This is a genomic window from Turicibacter sanguinis (assembly GCF_013046825.1).
In the GTDB taxonomy this organism is placed as follows: domain Bacteria; phylum Bacillota_I; class Bacilli_A; order MOL361; family Turicibacteraceae; genus Turicibacter; species Turicibacter sanguinis.
Genome location: NZ_CP053187.1, coordinates 2,282,854 through 2,298,989, shown reverse-complemented (window position 1 = coordinate 2,298,989; position 16,136 = coordinate 2,282,854). Strand labels below are relative to the sequence as shown.

The window sequence follows — 16,136 nt, the reverse complement described above, 5'->3', positions numbered from 1 at the left end:
CCTCATAAATGCGGTATTTCTGTGTGAATCTTTAAATAACATTGCGAAAGTTTGTTAAACTTGCTAAAATTCAACGTATCTAGATGAGAGTAGGTGACGACACATGAAAAAAAGATGGATCTTCCTCTTCCTCATTGGCTTTATGGTCGTGTTGATTAGAGGATTTAAAGATATCGAAACAAAATATGAACTTAAAAAAGAACAGGAACGGATGGCTCATTTGGATGTTTCAGCCCTTGATTTAACGTATCTGGTCAATAAAGTCGATGAATTAGGTGGTGATTTTAATCAATTAAATTGGAAAGAGATAATCGCTTTCATTGGTGTGGAACAAAATAATGAGATGCACCAAATTAGTGATGAGGTCTTAACCTACACGGCCCAAGAATTTATGACGGATACCCATGTGAAAAGTTTTGATGAAGTGGTAGCAGATTCTGACTTTTCAGATGATGAAAAGACGCGTGCTTATCAATATTTAGACGATTTAAAATACGTCGGTTATGTTTCCTCAAAGCTAGAACCAAGCGCTAAAGAGGCACAATTTATTGCCCAACTCGTCCAACCAGCAGAGGCAAATTATTATGAAACGGGCATTTTACCTTCTATCACGATTGCCCAAGCTATCTTAGAATCTAACTGGGGAACATCTGATTTGGCGGTAGCGACACATAATTTATTTGGGATTAAGGCAGACTCACGTTGGGATGGTCCGAGTATGAGCTTTGAAACACTTGAATATGCTGATCAAATGGTAATTGGAACCTTTCGCCAGTATGAAAACTGGCAACAATCAATTGATGATCATGCTGCCTTTTTAGTCAATAATGCTCGTTATCAACAAGCTGGCGTTTTTGAGGCAAAAACGTATCGACTTCAAGCCAAGGCTTTGCAAGATGCTGGCTATAGTACAGCAGAAGATGAACTTGGAAATCGCGTCTATGCGAAACGACTTGGCGAATTAATTCGGCAGTATAATTTACAACTTTATGATCATGAAGTGATGTATGAAGCTTCATAAAAATCAGCTGATGTTGCATATTTTAACGGGGAATCGGGTAAATTAAGCTTATCCTTTGTGGATAAACTCTCTCCAATAGGTGTTTAGACGCCGCTAGTGATAAACACTTATTAAATTTTTTCTTTTATTTTCTTTCGTCATCAAAAACACCCCATCTCTTACCGATGGGGTGTTTTTATTGTTACTCAAGCGTGACATACCAACGTGGTACCACTTGAGTAAAAGAATCATAATCTTTCATTGTTTGTCTACAGCGACGAATCATGCCCTCAATTGCTTCTTGGCCAAACTTAGTAGCCCAAGTAATAGAATTAAGCGCTGCATACGCATTATATAACGCTAAGACTTTCCAAAATTCTTCACTTGGATTCCCTTGAAAATAGCCATGAATTTGACCGATTGAAAACGGGATACTGACCTCAACATTAAATGATTGCACTTTATAAAAATCCTCTACGTAATCACTCACTTGCATTCGATTGAAATCAATGACTCCTACTTCAAAATCTGAAGTTAAAATCAAATTCCCAACATGATAATCTCCATGATTCATGACCACCTTCAAATCATTTAAGTCATCTAAGTGCGATTTAATATAGTTGATAATTTTATCATCTTGCTCAACACGATACCCACAACGTTCATAACGAGCCAATTTTTCAAGCATCTTTTCTTTTTTCGCTAACACATCCACCACTTCTATTGTCGGCAAATCATGAATAGCCTTTAAAATTTTTCCGGCCTTTATTCCTAATTCATATTGCTTCTGCTCACTCAACACTTTTAGTGATGACTCAAGTGACTCTCCGACAACCCAAGTTAATAACATATAAACCATGCTTCCTGGATTACACGTCCCAAATTCAACAGCTCGTGACATCTCAAAGTCTAAAGTATTGAAGTTTTGAATTCGTTCAAACTCTATCCGCTTTGATTGATCCTGTGAAATATCTGATAACCTTAACATATATTCACGGTTATGAGCGTCTAGTACATAATACTTTACATCACTTGACCATCCTGCTTCAACCTTCTTCACGATTTTAGCAGATTGACAAACCGCAATTGATTTCAAAACAGATTCCATTTTTATATCCTCCTCATCTGGAGTTCCTTGAAAACTAATCTAAACAAACTTCTATTTTACGTTTTCCCCCGATGTTTGTAAAGCGTTTTATTTTTTTTATAAACGATTCACCCTTAACCTATTTTCTTTCGATGTAACCCTCTTTAACCATTTCTAAATCAATACAGCATCAACCTTTTGTAAAAAAAGATGAAAGGAATATCCTTTCATCTTTTTTGGTCTTATTCTTCAATTAAAACGACGCTATCCCCGACTTTGATGTTTCCACCTTTTAAAACTCGTGTGAAAATTCCATTTTTCGGCATGATACATTGACCTACGCGGTAGTAAATCGCACAACGTGTATGACACTCTTTTCCAATTTGTGTGACTTCAAGTAAGGTTTCCCCCACTTGAATCTTTTGTCCAACCGGTAGTTCATTTAGTTTGATCCCCGATACGACTAAATTTTCACCAAACGCTCCAAAATCAACATTAGCTCCTTTTAAATTGAAATCTTCAATTTTTTCAAGTGCTAATAAACTGACTTGACGATGCCATTTTCCAGCATGAGCATCTCCTTTAATTCCGAAATTTTCAATTAGTGTTGCCTCTTGTACCATTTGTTTGGCCGTTCCTTTTTTTTCACTCATACAAATTGCCATGACTTGATTCACGTTGTTACCCTCCAATTTGATTCATAAACTTAACTTCTTCGTCTATATTCTCTTGATTAAATAAATGTTTTTCAGGTTTGTGATAAATTTGTTCATAGATGACGTGTTGCAATGCCTCATCAGTGATACCTGCTCTTATTAAATCTTTTAAACTCACACCAAATTTAAAATGTAAGCATTGCTTCAAAAAACCATCTGCACTCACGCGAATCCGATTACATGATTCACAGAAACAATTACTCACAGCAGAAATAAACCCGACTTTTCCAGGTCCTTGATTCACACAGACATATGTTGCCGGTCCACCTTTATCCGCTTTTCCAACTTCCACAACATCTGAGTAACTAGAGCAAATTGTTTGAAGCACCTCTTCATTTGTCACACCTTTATGCACTTTTCCAACTCCGATGGGCATGAGTTCAATGAAACGAACATCAATTGGTTTTTCTAGCGTTAATCTTACAAAATCTAAAATTTCATCTTGATTCACCTCATCGACAAGGACTGTATTTAACTTTACCTTTAACCCATAAGCTAAACACTCATCAATAAACTTTAAAACATTGGCTAAAATCCCACGACGTGTGATTTGGTGAAATCGATCAGCTTTTAATGAATCTAAACTAATGTTTACCCCTTTAAGACCGTGATGAGCTAATGTCTTCACTTGATCAGATAATACGGTTCCATTCGTTGTGAGATAAATTTCTTCAATCCCATCGATATCGTGAATTCGCTTTATTAATTCAACAATGCCAGGACGGACTAGAGGTTCTCCACCTGTTAATCGAACTTTTTTTATGCCAAGACGGGCACAGGCAGTCACAATGCGAATCATTTCATCATCGCTTAACTTACTACATTTCGGTAAAAATTCTTGAGTGGTATCTTCCATGCAATAAACACATCGTAAATTACATTGGTCGGTAACGGATAGCCTTAAATAATCTATTTCTCTGTTAAATCTATCTTTCATGTCGTCTGCTAAAGTGGTATTTAAAAATTAAATTCGCCACTTTTTCCTCCTGTTTTCTTTAACAAATGCGTTTCTTCAATCACCATTCGTTTATCAACGGCTTTACACATATCATAAATCGTTAAAGCAGCAGTCATAGCAGCGGTTAAAGCTTCCATTTCAACTCCTGTTTTATCCACGATTTTAACCGTTGCTTTTATATGAATCTTACTGTTTTCACGATCGACTTCAAAATCAACATTACAGCTTGAAATCATCAACGGATGACACATGGGAATTAAGTTAGACGTTTGCTTACATGCCATGATTCCAGCAATACGTGCCACACCTAATACATCACCTTTTCCGATTTTCCCTGCTTCAATTAAATGAAGCGTTTCTTCACTCATGCGAATACTTGAAACCGCAATGGCTACACGTGCCGTTTCAACTTTATTTGAAACATCCACCATCTGAGCTCGTCCATTTTGATCAAAATGCGTTAATTTATTTTCCATGTTAATGTCTCCTAATTTATTATTTTCCAAATGAACAATGCGGGAACGTACAAACACCACAATCTAAACATAATCCACCATGTCCATAGGCTGCAATATCCTCAGCTGTTAATTCTTCATCAATTAAAATACGAGGTAAAACCAAATCAAGAACCGTACGCTTAGAATACATCGCACAACTTGGCACCCCAAGTACCGGTGTTTTTCCATGATAAGCGAGTAAGAACATCGCCCCTGGTAAAACAGGTGATCCATAAGTCACAAGTCGACCTCCACTTTCTTTAATAGCAGACGGCGTCACATCATCAGGATCGACTGACATCCCCCCCGTACAAATAATTAAATCAACGTTCTCTTGAAGTCCTTGTTGGATGGCTTCAATAATTAACTCTTTTTGATCGGGCAAAATGACCTGACGACTCACTGTACTTCCATAGTATTCAAGTTTCTTTTTGATAACTGGTAAAAACGCATCTTTAATCGTTCCTTTATAAACTTCATTTCCTGTTGTAATCAACAAACATTTTTTTGCTTTAAACGGTTCCATCCACATAATCTTATCTGTAATTAAGGTTTCTGCTTCTTTAATTTTTTCTTCATCGATGACCAATGGAATGACACGTGTTCCACCAATCTTCTCTCCTTTTTTTAATGGAGTATTCGTATGAATCGTCGCCATCATCATTTCACCAATGGAATTTAGGGTCATTAACTTTTCTTTATCAATTTTCAAAACACCGTCGCAGTCCGCAAAGAAGTCGATTTTCCCTTCTTTGATTTCATCCGATGCCCTAATGCCATCGCCTTTAGCTAAATTAGAAAGCCGAATCGCCGCGTCATTTTCATGTAGTTGGCCCTCTTTCACTTCCCAAACATAAATATGTTCTTTCCCAATAGCACGTAATTTTTCAATATCCTCTTCTTGAATCAAATGCCCTTTTTTAAATAAACGGCCTTTAAATTGACCTGGGATGATTTGTGTGACGTCATGTGTTAGAATTGATCCAATCGCATCTTCAACTTTAATCATTTTCATACGATATTCTCCTTATTATGATGTTTAATGTGATAAACGCATCATTAATGTTTTATATAAACTCATTAAGAAAATAGCAACAATCAAAATAATCAATAATATTTGCGTCGCCATTTCAGTATTGTTATTTTCAATGGCATAATACATCGCCATCGGTAACGTTTGTGTTTTTCCTGGAATATTCCCCGCCACTAAAATGGTGGCTCCAAACTCACCGAAAGCTCTCGCAAAGGAAAGTAAAATACCATTTAAAATCCCATTAATGGAAAGCGGTAAAATAATTTTTAACCAGATCACCCACTCACTGGCCCCAAAAACTCTTGCCGCATTGATAATATCTTCATCTACTGAGGTAATAGCCGATTTAATACTCTGATACATAATCGGAATCGACACCATTATTCCTGCAATCACTGCAGCGCTGAGTGTAAAGATAATGGATAGATTGAAATTTTGATTTAAAAACCTTCCAATCCACCCATTCTTACCGAGGATGATTAAAATTAAATAGCCAATCGCCGAAGGTGGAATAAATAGCGGTAATAAAAAGATAAAATCAAGAGAACGAATCGACTTATGTTTGTTAAGTCCAATTCCCCATACCGCGATTAAGGTAAGAATGAACGTGGTGATAACCGCAATTAAGACAACTTTTATTGAAATGAGGGTAGCATCTACAACCATCATTTTACTCACTTACTTCAAAACCATAATTTTTCAAAATTGATTTTCCCGTGTCTGATTTAATAAAATCCATAAACTTCAAACATTCAGCTTCGTTTGAATAACCTTCAATCGATGCTAATGAATAGACAATTTCTTGATAAGAATCCGTTGGCAGCGTCATCATCACTTCACCATTTTCAAGATTCATTGCATCTGTTTTATAAACAATACCATAATCAACTTCTCCACGTTCAACATAGGTTTTAACAGCGGTAACATCTTTTCCATAAATTAAAGAAGATTCTAACTCATCCCATAATCCAAGATTAGTTAATGATTCTTTAGCGTATTCACCTGCTGGAACTGTACTTACTTCACCAATGGCTAGCATTGATCCATTTTCTTTAATGTCTAATAAGGAATTAAGTGTCTGTGCCTCTTTATTCTTAATCACGACTAATGTGTTATAAATTAAGTTTGATTTATTAGAAGGCTTTACTAATCCTTCATCTATTAACTCAACCACATATTTTTCATTCGCTGAGAAGAATAAACCGATATCTGCACCTTCTGAAATTTGTTTCTTAAGTGTTCCTGATCCCCCTGAATTTACATTAATTTTAACAGGGTGATCTTTAGTATAAAGTTCAATCATCTCATCAATCGGATTGACTAAACTCGCTGCTACACTGATATTAAGTTCAGTCACTTCCTCTTTTTGCGTCCCACACGCTGATAAAATCATTCCCATACATAAGACGGTTAATAAGATTATTTTCTTGCGCATTCTTTGGCCTCCCCAAGTAAAATATCAATTCCATGCTTTATATCGTCTAATACAAAATCCAACGCCTCCGTACAAGCTTTTGGACTTCCTGGTAGATTCACAATTAATGTATCCTTACGAATTCCTGATACAGCGCGTGATAACATCGCTCGTTTAGTAATTTGTAAGCTAAAGTAACGAATCGCTTCACAAATTCCTGGTGCCTCGCGTTCAATGATTGCTTTCGTTGCTTCTGGCGTAATATCACGCTTTGAAAATCCTGTCCCACCTGTACTCAACACTAAGTTAACTTTTAATTCATCACACATCTTTTTAAATTCATCTTCTAGCATTTGTTGATCATCTGGTAAAACAATATATTTCACCACTTCAAATCCATTTGCCTCAACGATTTCTTTCACGACGGCTCCACTTTTATCTTCACGCTCTCCGGCATATCCTTTGTCACTACTTGTGATAATTCCAACCGTATACATTTATATTTCCTCCAATTCTAACAAATCCGTTGGCGTATTAACATTAAAAAAATCTTTTCCGACAAATTGACGATTCTCTAATCCTTTAAGCACTTCATAATTCGCACTTAAAATAAATTTTTGTAATTTAAAATCCTGATTCTTTAAACATTTTTCCATCTTAGGAAGAAGTCGCTTATGATAAACGGCGCATAGTGGTTGAAGTCTATCGTCACATAACGGTACTAAAACATCAGCATCCGTTACATATTCTCCTAAGTAATAAAGCACCTCTCGACTTGTCAGGGGCATATCACATGCGATACATAGCACTTCTTCATTTTTTGCTGCCTTTAAGGCAACATGAATGCCGGATAATGGACCATTTCCCGGGAAAATGTCGGAAATTGTCTTAAGGTTATATTTTTGATAATCTTCTGGTTGATTTGTCACAATGATCATCTCTTCAAAATCACGCCCTGCCTCGATGATATGCTCGATAAACTGCTTTTCTTTATATGCAATGAACGCTTTATTCTGATAATTCATACGGCTACTTTTTCCACCTGCTAAAATAGCTAGTGTTTTTGAAATCAATGCTGCCACCTCTTTTATAATTTAATGATTGTCACAATCGATCCTGCTTTTAATGGTTCTTGATTAGCTTCAAATTCTATTAAACAATTAGAATGAAGGGCAGAACTTAGAATGCTATTCCCACTTTTCACTTGTGTCACAAACACACGTTGTCCTTCTTGTGTCGCTTCAAAAAATCCTCGAACGAAACGTCTTTGTGGTGAAGACTTCGTAAAATCAGATTGTAAAATAGCTTGTTCTCTTTTTAATTCTATTTTGACCTGTCCACTCAATTTTTCAAGCGTCGGTTTGACCATTAATTCAAAAGTCGTGAGCGCTGCTGTTGGATTTCCTGATAAACTAATGATTGGTTTTCCTTCATAAAGACTCGCTAGCATGGCCGATCCAGGTTTAATGAGAATTTTCCAAAATAACTTCTCTCCACCTAGCGCCTCAATCGCTTCTTTAATTAAATCTTTCTCACCAACAGACGCTCCACCTGTTGTGATCACTAAATCTGAAACTTCTGCAGCTTGCTTTAACTTCTTTGCAATTTCAATCTCTGAATCAAATTCATGGTCGATATAGGTGATGTCATATCCCATTTCTTTTAATCTTGCGATGAGTGCATACTTATTACTATTATAAATTTTAGCTTCTTTTAACGGTTGATTGACATCCATGACTTCATCTCCGGTACTAATAAAGGCCACTCGTGGTTTTTTATACACTTGAACCTCATGAATACCTGCACTCGCTAAAATCCCAATATCCGCATAATTTAATGTTTTTTTTGCTTCGACTAATAACGTCCCAATTTCAATATCTTCTCCTATTGGGCAGATAAATTGCTGAGGAGTGGCTTTTTTCAAAATCGTGACCTGATTTGACTCGCACGTTGTCTCTTCAACTTTCACCACGGCATTTGCACCTTTAGGAATCTTTGCACCCGTCATGATTTTGATGGCGGTCCCTGGTCGAACTTCTTCTTCACTATTTGTCCCTGCAAAGACGGTCGTTATAATGTCTAGTTTTTTAGGAACTTCATTTAAGTCTTCAACTCGAACTGCATAACCATCCATGGCCGACTTATCAAACGGTGGATTATTAATACCTGAGAAAATCGATTGACTACAAATCCTACCGACACTCTCAAGCAACTCCACAGTTTCACTTTGAAGTGACAGAATATTTTGATCCATAATGGTTAAGGCCTCTTCTAAACTTATAAATGATTTCATCTCCATCACCTCTACTTTTGACAACAAAAAAAGCTTATTACATCCACCCATTTTTGGGCATGAGCAATAAGCTTATATAAATCTATATAAACTCTACTGATTTTCCTTCCCAAAACGTGGAGATCATACTTTTTCAAGTATCACCCTGTGAATCTTTTGTTAGATTCAGGTATAAATGCCTTAGATTTTACTTCCTTAGGACCTTTTATACTCAAGAAAATTATTCAATTATTCTTCAAATTCAAATTCTTTTTCTTGCAGTATTAAATCTGCTAACGACTTATAATCTTCTTTATCAATCACTAAATGAGATTCACTTAAAACCTCTGTTTTAGAAGCAATCGCAATCAATAAATGTTCCGGTGTTAGAATCCCTTCACTAAATCCTTCACGATAGACTTCAATTTTTCTTAAAGGACTTTTTTTATAGCCTTCAACCAAAATAATATCTTTATCTTTTAATAACTTCAAAATATCGTTTAACTTTATTTCTTCTTCTACTTCTTTAATCATTGCAAATCTCTTTTTTGAAGAGATAATAACCGTTTCTGCGCCCGCTTCACGATGACGGTAAGTATCTTTACCTTTATGATCGATATCAAAACCATGTACATCGTGTTTCACGGTTGCAACACTTAATCCTCGCGTTTTAAGCTCTTGAATGAGTCCTTCCATCAAGTCTGTTTTTCCAACATTCGAACCTTGACCCATCACATTAATTACTTTTGTCATCGACATCTCCTTTAGGTTTTAAATTATCCTTCTTTAACAGTTTAACCATTTACAACCATTTATATGACTAATTTTGATGAGAGCTATCTAGCTTTTAGCTCATTACTTTTTTCATTCTACCATCAAGTTTTTAAAAAAACTGTGATTTTTATCACATTCTTCTTTTTTTTTGTGATATTTTTAATTTATTAATTGATACACTCATAAATTTCAATTACCTTTTGATTCTAAGCTCAAGTTTTTTTCCAAATCTTTTGTTGCAACGGTTTTTGCGCTTTATTTTTACCATTCATTTTGTTTGTTGAAAACAATGCCTTTTCATAATAAAAATATTACTTTTTTTTCTGAATTTACTTTCAAAAAAAGAGCTTGTTCCCTAAAGAACAAACTCCTTTTCATTATTCATATGCTTTTTGAACGCGTAATTTTTTCCCTTTAATGGTTTTATCTTTTAGACCGCGAATAACAGTCCATCCTTTGCCATTTAAAATATCAACATACGTGACATTATCCTGAATATCAATAATTCCAATATCCTCGCCACTTACTCCATCAACTGACGTAATTGCGCCCACAAAATCAATCGCACGTAATTTCTTTTTCTTACCACCATTGATATATAACTTCATAATTTCACGGTTTACATCTGCCGTTTTTTCATGACGTAAGGTCGGACGTGAATTTAATTTTTTCATAAACCCATCTTTCGCTTGTTGCGTCACATCCTCACTTGGACGTTCACAAATCGGTAACTCAAACCCAATATAAGCTTGAATCTCTTCTAACCATCTTTGGTCAAATCGAGTCGCAAATGTGATTGCCTTACCTTTTTGACCGGCACGACCGGCACGACCAATACGGTGAACAAATGAATCTTTTTCCGGTGGGAGATCATAGTTAATCACATGACTAACCCCTGATACATCAATCCCACGAGCTGCGACATCGGTTGAGACTAAGTAGGCAAAACGACCAATTTTGAAGTTTTTCATCGTTTCAAAACGTTCTTTCTGATCCAGTCCTCCGTGCAAACGTTCAATTGGATAGCCTTTTTGAGATAAATTACGATACAGGGCATCAACCGCTTCTTTCGTTGAACAGAAAATCATACAACGCTCTGGATTTTCAACCATTAATAAATCTTGTAATAATTTTACCTTCTCTTGTTCACGAACTTCATATAGTGCATGTTCAACAAGATCTGTTGTTAAAGTCGGTGATTCAATCTTTATTTCTTGTGGATGAGTTAAATAATGCTGGCTTAATTTTTTAATGCGATCTGGCATTGTGGCTGAAAATAACATCGTTTGACGTTTTCTAGGTGCTTCATTCATAATATTTTCAACGACCTCAATGAACCCCATCTTTAACATTTCATCAGCTTCATCTAATACGAATAAAGATAATTTATCAAGAGACAACGTCCCACGTTCTAAATGGTCTTGAACACGACCTGGTGTTCCCACGACGATATGAGTTTTTTGCTTTAATTCACGAGCCTGCTCTTTAAATGGAGACTTCCCATAAACCGCCGTTACCTTGATTCGCTTGAAACGGCCAATATTTGAAATCTCTTCTTTAATTTGTAGTGCTAATTCTCGTGTTGGCGTTAAAATAAGCGCCTGAGGCTTATTCTCATCCCAATCTAACATTTCACATATCGGAATCCCAAACGCTGCTGTTTTCCCGCTTCCGGTTTTAGATTGCACAATCAAATCTTGTTTATTTAAAACAGTTGGAATGACACTTGCCTGTACCTCTGTCGCGTGCTCATATCCAAGTCCTGTTAATGATTTCAAAATCGATTCACTCAGTTGTAACTCATTAAATGCTGTCATTTAAATCCCTCTATACTTTCTTAATCTGTTCTATAACCCAAACAATTCATAACCGAACTATAACGATTCAAACTTGGTTATTTCGGTCCCTTAAGCGAAATGAATGAGTTCCTGATAACGATTTCTTCTTATCGAAAATCAATGAGACTTCTCTATTGTAACACTACTTCACGAAAAGACCTAGTTTCTTTTATCCCCATTTATCCTCTTCTCGTTCATAAAAGAAAAAAAGGTTAACTAGTTAAACCTTCTTTTTTCTTATTCTGTTTGGCTATTAGAAGGTGACCCAATAGCACCACTAATCCACTAATCGCCACAAATAAATAAAAACTGATGCCTCGGCTTAAAAGCATGGCTGAATCAATTAACATTTTCGGAAATAGGGTCGCAAATAACATGACAAACCCACCTTCACTCACTCCAACTGCACCTGGTAATGGAATGGCTGACACAGCTATATATAAAATGGCTTGAAGGGATAGCACTTTGAGATAAGAAAAATCTGATAAGCCAAACGCTCGATACACACAATACGTCACAGAATGCATGGCCATGACTTGAAAAAAGGTGGTTAATAAAACTGATCCCATGCGTGTTTGATGTGTCTTTATGTAGACAGCTCCTTCTTGATACTTTTTAATTTGATCATATGCTAATTGTCTCAAATACTCAATTTGTTTAACCTTTAGCTTTTGTAAAAGACTTAAAACAAAATCAACGATTTTAAGAGACCATGTTTTTGAAAAAATCCCCATCAATACGATAACCAATAAAAAAGAATTTACGCCAACGCCAATCATTAATAAAATTTTTAGGGTTCTTCCAATATCCCCTAAAAATCGATACTCACTTAAAAAGGAGATAATCGCCACCGTAATCGTCACGAGTTGAAAGCTCGCAAAGTTAAGCAATAAAGCTAAAGAAGAATGCGAGATTTCAATGTGATCTTTAAACATATAATAAATTTGCATCGGCTGACCACCAGATGCTGAAGGGGTTACTGAGCTAAAGAAAAAGCCTGAAAAAGTATACCTTAAGCAATTAAAATAGGAAATATCTTGATGTAGAATATGTAAGATTCGCTTGATATTTAACGCATCTAGACACATATATATAAACATACATCCTACCCCAATGAACACCCACATCAAATTGACAAGTTTGAGTGTTTGAAATAAGTCACCTAGATTTTGCTTACGAAATAAAAGGTAAAACGTAATCGCAATCAGTCCAACAAATAAGACGCCACTTAAGATTAATTTTTTAAAATTTTTTTGTTCCATTCTCTTCATTCACTTTCATGAAATTACTCTTCTTATCTTGTTTCATCCCTCTCAAACTTATACTAACTGTTAGTGAAACAACTTCAAAAATAACCAAGAATCTTCTAATATTTCTTTAAGGTGACGTTTATTTTTTTGATAATCTCTAATTTGTTTTTTACGGTGTGGCACCATCAAAAGCGGCAGACATTTGGGATTAAAAAATTTGAGTTTAGCCGTTTCAGGACCGTTTTCAATTCCTCAGCCTCCCGTTACAATGCCTGTGTAGATATGTTGCACATCATGAAATGATGGTCGATCATAAACACCCACTTTGTCAACAATCTCCACCTCGTATCCAGTTTCTTCACGCACCTCACGTTTGGCCGCCTCTTCTAATAATTCCCTTTCATCCACTCTACCTCCTGGTAAATCCCAAATCGGTAAATCTTTTCGTTTGACTAATAATACCTCCTGCTTCTTGTTTACTACGATTGTAAATACTCCTTCTGTTTGCAAATCCATCCCTCCATTTTTTCACATTATATCATGAACTGATTATTTAATCTTCACATAGGCTATGAGTAGACTAACTTTGAAAGGATGGATACAATTGCAAATTATCAATTTCCAAGTGCGTACGATTCAAATCAAATATACAACCAGTAACTTAAATCTTCGAAGGGGTAAATCAACCTCAGCCCCAATCCTTTTGATGATTCCGAAGTATTCAAAAATCGAAGTGACGGATACGGATGATGAATGGTTAGAAGTGAATTATCAAGGGACGAGAGGGTATGTCAGTCGTGATTATGTGTCAAAAACAATGTCCCCTTATAGCAACTTAAATTTACGAGAAGCGCCATCAACCACTTCTAATGTACTAACCCTTATTCCCAAACAATCACGTATTGAAGTTTTAGCAACAGAGGGAAACTGGAGTTATGTCGTTTACAACGATGAATTTGGTTATGTGTTTAATACTTATCTATCTGATGATGGTCAAAAACCTGATTTAACGAAACAAGCTGAGTTTTCAACTGATATGTTAAAATTTGTGAATGATAATGATATTCAAAGCCCCACTGATTATTTGTTAACGACTGATTTGAAGCATCGCGAGACGTATGTGTTTAAAAAAGAAAACGACATTTGGACCCAACTTTTCAAATGGAAATCAACGATTGGCGCTCCTCGTACACCTACGATTAGCGGAACGTTTTCAATCATTGGACGAAAACCCTCTTTTGGAACAAACCGTTATACGGTTAAAGATGCCACACGTTTTGCCGAAGGTTATTACTATCATTCCGTTTTATACGATCCAACAGGCAGCTATATCATTGATGGAAGACTCGGACAAGCTTTAAGTCATGGTTGTATCCGTTTAAATCCATCGAATGCAAAATGGATTTATGAGACGATTCCCGATGGCACAACAGTAATTATCCATTAAAAAAGGAACGCCCTCAGCGCTCCATTTTAGATTGTTTCGAATTTCAATTGCACTCCAATGATTTCTTCATGCGAAAAACAAAGTTCATTAAACCCCATAAAAAAATCTCATGCGCCAACATGAGATCATTAAAATGGTCTGCCAATCAGCACTTGTCTGATTTGACATTCCATTTCTAACAATCCTATTATATAAAAAAAATTCACTGTTATCTAGCTTAAATATTTTCCAAATTTGAGAATGAGCTCCTTATCTTCATCTTTAGGCAGGCACACATTTCTAAGGTTAGAATATACTGACAATGTATAAACAGACAAAAAGGAGAGGATTTTTAAAATGGAATGGTTTGCTAGCCTCTCTCCAGTAATTCAAGCATTACTTGCGACAATTTTTACTTGGGGAGTAACTGCTCTAGGAGCTGCCGTCGTTCTTTTCTTTAAGAACATTAATAAAAGATTACTTGATGGGATGCTCGGATTTGGAGCAGGCGTTATGATTGCCGCCAGTTTCTGGTCATTATTAAATCCAGCACTCGAGTTAGCGGAAGATTTAGGTTCACATTTCGTCTGGTTTACTCCAGCACTTGGATTTTTAGCTGGCGGTTTATTTGTTGTCTTATCTGAAAAACTAATGGATCACTTCTACTTTAATCAGTGGAGAGATGCCGAAGGTAAAAATTCTTTAAAACGCAGTTTACTGCTCGTGTCAGCAGTTACGATACATAATATTCCCGAAGGATTAGCTGTCGGGGTTGCATTTGGTGGTGTTGTCGCGGGAATTGAAGGAGCCACTTTAATTTCTGCTATTTTACTCGCTATTGGAATCGGACTTCAAAACTTTCCTGAAGGGGCTGCCGTTTCACTACCTTTACGTCGAGAAGGGTATAGTCGATGGAAATCATTCCTTTCTGGACAAGCTTCTGGATTAGTTGAACCTGTGGCAGGTGTGATTGGAGCCTTGGCAGCTATTAGTGTTCGTAGCTTACTTCCTTTTTTATTAGCTTTCGCAGCTGGTGCTATGATTTCAGTCGTGTCTTCTGAATTGATTCCAGAAAGTGCAAGAGACAATAAAAACTTAGCCGCTATCGGTGTCATCTTAGGATTTATGGTGATGATGGTCATGGATGTTGCCTTAGGATAAACAACTTCATCATAAAAAGTGAAGTCTCGAAATTCGTGACTTCACTTTTTAATTTTCAGGTCATAAAGTGACATTCTTCCTCTTCTATCAAATCAAGTTTAAATCCAAATAAAGATTCTAAATCCACCACATTATTCATTCACAAGCTGCCCTCTAAAAACGGATTGATTAACCCTTTTAGTGAGTCTAACCGCTACTAAAGAGGCAATCACACATTTGACTACATCACCTAAAACAAATGGGATAACAGACACTTTAAACGCATCATAAATACCGATTCCTTGATTTAAACTCATCCAATACGTTCCAAATAAATAAATAATCGGCATTCCAATTAAGATTGTAATGCATAACGCTGATTTTAAATGGACGCATTCTCCTTTTACATAACTCATGAGTGGAGCTGCGATTAAAAATCCCATAATAAAGCCTCCCGTTGGACTTAAAATTTTAGCAAGACCTGAAGCTCCTCCTGAAAAAACAGGCAAGCCAATCAACCCCATTATGATATATAACGACACAGTGACAAAGGCTTGCTTTGGCGTTAAAATTAGCGCAATTAAATTAATGATAATCGTCTGTGTTGTAATCATAACAGGCGACAATGGTAATGGAAATGAGACATAAGATGAAATACATAATAAGGTGATACAAATGGCCATTTTAGTTAAATCGTGTGTTTTCATTTTTAAGCTCCTTCTTTTTGGATT

18 protein-coding genes and 1 riboswitch are annotated in these 16,136 nt (G+C 36.1%); of the genes, 3 read left to right on the top strand and 15 right to left on the bottom strand.

The genetic code is table 11. The features are described 5' to 3' along the window. The first annotated feature begins 103 nt into the window (after positions 1-103). Positions 104-1,021 (top strand): glycoside hydrolase family 73 protein, encoded by a 918-nt coding sequence (locus tag HLK68_RS11145; protein WP_132942781.1) that lies wholly within the window; start codon positions 104-106, stop codon positions 1,019-1,021. 181 nt (positions 1,022-1,202) lie between these two features. Here the strand turns inward: HLK68_RS11145 and HLK68_RS11140 are convergent, their stop codons facing one another. The 14 genes from HLK68_RS11140 to HLK68_RS11075 form a co-directional block, all read right to left on the bottom strand. Then, positions 1,203-2,108, bottom strand: coding sequence for an aminoglycoside phosphotransferase family protein (locus HLK68_RS11140; RefSeq protein ID WP_132942780.1), 906 nt, complete (start codon positions 2,106-2,108; stop codon positions 1,203-1,205). Positions 2,109-2,329: 221 nt separating this feature from the next. After that, the gene (locus tag HLK68_RS11135; RefSeq protein WP_006785727.1) at positions 2,330-2,764 is read right to left on the bottom strand and encodes an MOSC domain-containing protein; all 435 of its coding nucleotides are present in this window, start codon (positions 2,762-2,764) and stop codon (positions 2,330-2,332) included. A gap of 4 nt (positions 2,765-2,768) precedes the next feature. Further along, positions 2,769-3,740 (bottom strand): GTP 3',8-cyclase MoaA, encoded by a 972-nt coding sequence (gene moaA, locus HLK68_RS11130; RefSeq protein WP_055164039.1) that lies wholly within the window; start codon positions 3,738-3,740, stop codon positions 2,769-2,771. A 20-nt stretch (positions 3,741-3,760) separates the two neighbouring features. Next, the gene (gene moaC / locus HLK68_RS11125; RefSeq protein ID WP_006785725.1) at positions 3,761-4,237 is read right to left on the bottom strand and encodes a cyclic pyranopterin monophosphate synthase MoaC; all 477 of its coding nucleotides are present in this window, start codon (positions 4,235-4,237) and stop codon (positions 3,761-3,763) included. A gap of 19 nt (positions 4,238-4,256) precedes the next feature. Continuing rightward, a complete protein-coding gene (locus HLK68_RS11120) occupies positions 4,257-5,273 on the bottom strand; it encodes a molybdopterin-binding protein (protein ID WP_006785724.1) in 1,017 nt (338 codons plus the stop codon). A gap of 24 nt (positions 5,274-5,297) precedes the next feature. Continuing rightward, positions 5,298-5,960, bottom strand: a complete 663-nt coding sequence (modB, locus tag HLK68_RS11115) for a molybdate ABC transporter permease subunit (protein WP_006785723.1) — start codon at positions 5,958-5,960, stop codon at positions 5,298-5,300. A gap of 1 nt (position 5,961) precedes the next feature. Further along, entirely contained in the window at positions 5,962-6,726 is a 765-nt protein-coding gene (modA, locus tag HLK68_RS11110) for a molybdate ABC transporter substrate-binding protein (RefSeq protein WP_006785722.1), read from the bottom strand. Then, positions 6,711-7,202, bottom strand: a complete 492-nt coding sequence (locus HLK68_RS11105; RefSeq protein WP_006785721.1) for a MogA/MoaB family molybdenum cofactor biosynthesis protein — start codon at positions 7,200-7,202, stop codon at positions 6,711-6,713. The genes modA and HLK68_RS11105 overlap by 16 nt, the downstream gene beginning before the upstream one ends. After that, positions 7,203-7,787, bottom strand: coding sequence for a molybdenum cofactor guanylyltransferase (gene mobA, locus HLK68_RS11100; protein WP_237701299.1), 585 nt, complete (start codon positions 7,785-7,787; stop codon positions 7,203-7,205). A 5-nt stretch (positions 7,788-7,792) separates the two neighbouring features. After that, positions 7,793-8,998, bottom strand: a complete 1,206-nt coding sequence (locus tag HLK68_RS11095; protein ID WP_006785719.1) for a molybdopterin molybdotransferase MoeA — start codon at positions 8,996-8,998, stop codon at positions 7,793-7,795. 86 nt (positions 8,999-9,084) lie between these two features. Next, a riboswitch (molybdenum cofactor riboswitch) is annotated at positions 9,085-9,228 on the bottom strand. Continuing rightward, a complete protein-coding gene (mobB, locus tag HLK68_RS11090) occupies positions 9,227-9,730 on the bottom strand; it encodes a molybdopterin-guanine dinucleotide biosynthesis protein B (protein ID WP_009607694.1) in 504 nt (167 codons plus the stop codon). It overlaps the preceding riboswitch by 2 nt. 398 nt (positions 9,731-10,128) lie before the next feature. Continuing rightward, positions 10,129-11,568 (bottom strand): DEAD/DEAH box helicase, encoded by a 1,440-nt coding sequence (locus HLK68_RS11085; protein ID WP_006785717.1) that lies wholly within the window; start codon positions 11,566-11,568, stop codon positions 10,129-10,131. A gap of 233 nt (positions 11,569-11,801) precedes the next feature. Further along, positions 11,802-12,851 carry a lysylphosphatidylglycerol synthase transmembrane domain-containing protein gene (locus tag HLK68_RS11080; RefSeq protein WP_006785716.1) on the bottom strand — a complete coding sequence of 350 codons (1,050 nt, stop codon included), beginning with the start codon at positions 12,849-12,851 and terminating at the stop codon, positions 11,802-11,804. Between the two features lie 240 nt (positions 12,852-13,091). After that, positions 13,092-13,355 carry an NUDIX hydrolase gene (locus tag HLK68_RS11075; RefSeq protein WP_237701298.1) on the bottom strand — a complete coding sequence of 88 codons (264 nt, stop codon included), beginning with the start codon at positions 13,353-13,355 and terminating at the stop codon, positions 13,092-13,094. An 88-nt stretch (positions 13,356-13,443) separates the two neighbouring features. Here HLK68_RS11075 and HLK68_RS11070 point away from each other — a divergent pair, with 88 nt between their 5' ends. Then, the gene (locus tag HLK68_RS11070; RefSeq protein ID WP_006785713.1) at positions 13,444-14,286 is read left to right on the top strand and encodes a L,D-transpeptidase family protein; all 843 of its coding nucleotides are present in this window, start codon (positions 13,444-13,446) and stop codon (positions 14,284-14,286) included. Between the two features lie 336 nt (positions 14,287-14,622). Beyond that, the gene (locus tag HLK68_RS11065) at positions 14,623-15,426 is read left to right on the top strand and encodes a ZIP family metal transporter (RefSeq protein WP_006785712.1); all 804 of its coding nucleotides are present in this window, start codon (positions 14,623-14,625) and stop codon (positions 15,424-15,426) included. Positions 15,427-15,557: 131 nt separating this feature from the next. Here HLK68_RS11065 and HLK68_RS11060 read toward each other — a convergent pair whose 3' ends face one another. Next, a complete protein-coding gene (locus HLK68_RS11060) occupies positions 15,558-16,112 on the bottom strand; it encodes a biotin transporter BioY (protein WP_006785711.1) in 555 nt (184 codons plus the stop codon). Positions 16,113-16,136: the final 24 nt, after the last annotated feature.